This window comes from Roseomonas sp. TS2, assembly GCF_058833935.1.
In genome coordinates this window covers 1-3763 of the sequence record NZ_JCACVY010000287.1, presented here as the reverse complement: position 1 = coordinate 3763, position 3763 = coordinate 1, and the positions used below count along the sequence as shown (strand labels likewise).

General features: G+C 75.4%; 4 protein-coding genes. 2 read left to right on the top strand and 2 right to left on the bottom strand.

Annotated elements, in window-relative coordinates:
- Together ACZJYS_RS23400 and ACZJYS_RS23395 are read left to right on the top strand one after the other, a co-directional pair.
- Positions 1-1096, top strand: a 1096-nt coding sequence (locus tag ACZJYS_RS23400) for a COG4223 family protein (protein ID WP_493180517.1), incomplete at its 5' end; no start/stop codon positions are given.
- Positions 1096-2346, top strand: a complete 1251-nt coding sequence (locus ACZJYS_RS23395; RefSeq protein ID WP_379649366.1) for a heme biosynthesis HemY N-terminal domain-containing protein — start codon at positions 1096-1098, stop codon at positions 2344-2346. The genes ACZJYS_RS23400 and ACZJYS_RS23395, both read left to right, overlap by 1 nt.
- 57 nt (positions 2347-2403) lie before the next feature.
- Here the strand turns inward: ACZJYS_RS23395 and ACZJYS_RS23390 are convergent, their stop codons facing one another.
- Both ACZJYS_RS23390 and ACZJYS_RS23385 read right to left on the bottom strand, forming a co-directional pair.
- A complete protein-coding gene (locus tag ACZJYS_RS23390; protein ID WP_379649364.1) occupies positions 2404-2844 on the bottom strand; it encodes a hypothetical protein in 441 nt (146 codons plus the stop codon).
- A gap of 94 nt (positions 2845-2938) precedes the next feature.
- Positions 2939-3763 (bottom strand): DUF4214 domain-containing protein (locus ACZJYS_RS23385; RefSeq protein WP_493180516.1); only part of this gene is annotated, 825 nt, incomplete at its 5' end.

The following is a 3763-nucleotide window of genomic DNA, read 5'->3' as shown; positions in this document are numbered from 1 at the left end:
GCGGCGGCGTGGCCGCCTGGAGCATCTGGCCCTGCCCATCGCCGCGGTGAGCGGCGTGGTCGCCCTGCTGGCCATCGGCATCAGCCTGGCCAACCGGCCGGGGCCCTCGGTGGAGCCCGCCCGCGTGGAGGCGCTGGAGCAGCGCCTCTCCGCGCTGCAGCCGGTGCAGGAGCAGCTGCGCGCCCTGCAGCCGCTGCCGCAGCGCCTGCAGGCGCTGGAGAGCGGGCCGCTGGCCCAGGCCGGGCAGCGCCTCGGCGCCGTGGAATCCGGCCTCAGCGAGACCCGGCAGACCGTGGGCGCGCTGCGCGAGCAGGTGCAGAGCCAGCGCAGCGACCGCGAGGCGGTGGAGCGCGCCGCCAATGCCCGCATCGAGGAGGCCGAGCGCGCCTTCTCCCAGCGCATCAGCGGCGCCGAGGCGCAGATCGCCCAGCGCGTGGCCGCCGCCGAGGCGGCGCTCGGCCCGCGCTTCGCGGCGGTGGAGGAGACCATGCGCCAGCGCATCGCCGCCTCCGAGGCGGCGGCGCAGGAGCGGGCCGCAGCGCGCGAGAAGGCGCTGGATGAGCGCTTCTCCGCCCTCGAGGCGCGTGAAAGCCGTCTGGCCAATGCCGAGCAGCGCCTGTCGCGGCTGATCGCCAGCGCCGGGGTGGAGACCGCCCTGGAGGCGGGCCGCCCGCTCGGCCAGGCCCTGTCCGGCCTGGGCGGCGAGGCACCCGCCGCGCTGCGGCGCTACGCCGAGAACGCGCCGCCCACCGAGGCCGCGCTGCGCCTCTCCTTCGAGGATGCCGCCCGCGCCGCCCGCGCCAAGGCCGAGCCCGCCAATGAGGGCCAGAGCGTGTGGGAATCCGCCGCCAGCCGCCTCGGCAACCTCGTCACCGTCCGCCGTGGCGAGAACGTGGTGTGGGGCGATTCGGTGAGCGGCGAGCTGGAGGCTGCCCGCCGCGCCCTGGAGGCCGGCGACCTGCCGGCCGCCATCCGCCGCATCGAGGGCCTGCCCGAGCCGGTGCGGGCGCCGATGAATTCCTGGCTGGAGCAGGCGCGCGGCCTCGTCGCCGCGCGCGGCGCGCTCGGCGAGCTGCGCAGCGGGGGGCAGGGCTGATGCGCCGCGCCATCGGGCTGCTGCTGCTCAGCCTCGTCGCCGTTGCCATCGCCTGGGGGCTGATGCGCCTGGGCGGTTCGGTGGAACTGCGGGTGGGCGACATGTTCATCGGCATCTCGCTGCCGGTGCTGTTGATCGGCCTCGTCGTGCTGTTCCTGGTGCTGCACGGGCTGCTGGTAGGGCTGCGCGCCCTGCTCGGCTGGCCGGCCCGCGCCCGCGCCCGCCGCGCCGCGCGCCGGCGGGAGCAGGGCGACGCGGTGCTGACCCGCGCCCTCGTCTCCCTCGCCGCCGGCTCGGCCGACGCGGCGCGCAGCGAGGTCCGCAAGGCCCGCTCCCTGCTGGGCGATACGCCCCAGCTGCTGCTGCTGACCGCCGAGGCTGAGCGCATGGCCGGGCGCGAGGAGGCCGCCACCGAGGCCTTCCAGGCGCTGGCCAAGCGCGAGGATGCGCGCTTCATCGGCCTGCGCGGGCTGCTGCGGCAGGCCATCCAGCGCAAGGACTGGCCCGCCGCCCAGGCGCTGGCGCGGGAGGCCGAGGCCGCCCACCCCGGCGCCGCCTGGCTGCGCGAGGAGCGCGCCGTGCTGGCGCTGCGCACCCAGGACTGGCGCGAGGCGCTGACCCTGGCCGCGCCGGAGACGCCGCGCGCGCCGCTCGCCATGGCCGCCGCCAGCCAGGAGCCGGACGCCGAGCGTGCCGCCGAGCTGGAGCGCCAGGCCTTCCAGGCCGACCCCGGCTTCACCCCCGCCGTGCTGGCGCATGCGAAGCGCATGGCCGCCAATGGCAGCCCGCGCCGTGCCAAGGCGGTGCTGGAGCAGGGCTGGGCCGCCGCGCCGCACCCGCAGGTGGCCGAGGCCTATCTGGAGGGCGAGGCGGACCCGCTGGCGCGGGTGAAGCTGGCCGAGGCCCTGGTCAGCCGCAACCGCACCCATGCGGAGAGCCGGCTGCTGCTGGCCCGCGTGGCGCTGCAGGCCAGCCTGACCGGCCGCACCCGCAGCGAGCTGGAGGCGCTGGTGGAGTCCGGCGAGGCCGATGCCCGCGCCTACCTGATGCTGGTGGAGCTGGAGCAGCTGGAGCATGGCGACAGCCCGGTGGCCCGCGCCGCCGAGGCCAAGTGGCTGCGCGCCGCCACGGCCGCGCCGCAGGAGCCGCGCTGGCGTTGCGGCCAGTGCGGCAAGGTGCACGCGCAGTGGAAGCCGGTGTGCGAGGCCTGCGGCACGGCCGGGCGCATCGCCTGGGGCCGCCAGGACTGAGGCGGCGCCCGGGCCTTTGGCCCTTGTCGGGAAAAGCGCGCCGGTGGCGCGCTTTTTTTATCCGCGCAGCGGGTTGGCCAGCAGCAGCCCGGCGCGGCGGAAGCTCAGGGAAAGGCCGATCGCCGGACCCATGGCGGCATAGGCGCCGGCTGGTGGCAGCAGGCGGAGAAAGGCGGCCAGCGCCTCCCGCCGCGGGCCACGCTGTGCCAGGGCGAAGGCCAGCAGCAGGGCGGGCTCGTCTCCCACCAGGGCCGGATGCACGGTTTCCCCCATCGCGAAACGGTGCCCGCCCAGGCGCATCACCGCGTCCAGCGCCGGCGCGGCCGCCGCCACATTCTCGGCGATGAAGGGCAGCCGTGCCTCGGGCAGGCCGGCCAGCCCGCGGCGCGTGGCGCAGGACCAGCGGCGCATGCCTTCCAGCAGCAGCGCCTCGGGCACGGGGAGGGCGTCGACATGCGCGTCGGTCCAGGGCCAGGTGGGCAGGCCGTGAGTAGCCATGGCGGTCGGGTCTCCCTGGTGGCAAGAGGGTGTCGGGCCAGATTGCCGAAAGTAAGAATGAGTCGCAAGTGATCCTGTGTATCGCCCTGCCCCGTCAGCGCAGGGCGAAGCCTTCCTCCGGCGGCAGGGCCAGCCGCAGCACCAGCTCCACCCGGTCCAGCGCGTGGCTGCCGAGAAGCTCGCTCCAGTGGTTCACGATCTCGGGGGCGGGGTCCCGCTCGTGGGTGTTGCGGTAGAGGCTGGCCACGAAGTCGCGGTCGCTCTCCCCGGCGTGGAGGGCGAGGAATTCGGGGCTCTCCAGCAGCGCCTGCGCCACCTCCCATGCCTCGGCCGGCCCGTCGCCCGCATGGCCCATCCAGTGGGTCAGATCGGGAATGGAGGGCGCACGGTTCAGCACCGTGTCGTACAGGGCGGCGATCATCTTCTCCGGCTGCAGGGGGCCTGAGAGGCCGGCAGCGGGCGAGAGGGGCGCCAGCAGCTTCAGGTCCAGCGAGGCCGCGCCCGCGGGCTTGTCCTGTGCCAGGGCCTGCAGGGCCTCGAGCAGCTTGCCGCCATTGGGCAGGCTGAACTGCTCCAGCGCCTCGCGGTGGCGGAGCAGGCCGTGCAGCAGGCTGCCAAGTTCTGCCTCGGGCTCGCTGCCGGCCACCCAGACAAGGATTCTCCGCTCCTCGCCCGTGCCGCCGAAATCCAGCAGGTAGGAAGCATCGGGCGGCGCCTCGAACTGGGCGAGGCCGGCCTGCAGCCGCCGCTGATCCTCGGCCGATAGCCACAGCAGCCCGCCGGAGGAGAGCGAGGCATGGGCCTCGCCTCCTGCGGTGACGGCGGTGTGCTCCGCCTGCCAGACCAGCTTGAAGCTGTTCAACAGCGCCGGCGCGGCCTGCGCCACGATGTGCAGGGTGTTCTGCACATCTGGCGGTGG

Bases quoted from the DNA above. Each gene is read 5' to 3' on its own strand.
- ACZJYS_RS23395 (WP_379649366.1), top strand. From the start codon at position 1,096: ATGCGCCGCGCCATCGGGCTGCTGCTGCTCAGCCTCGTCGCCGTTGCC.
- ACZJYS_RS23390 (WP_379649364.1), bottom strand. From the start codon at position 2,844: ATGGCTACTCACGGCCTGCCCACCTGGCCCTGGACCGACGCGCATGTC.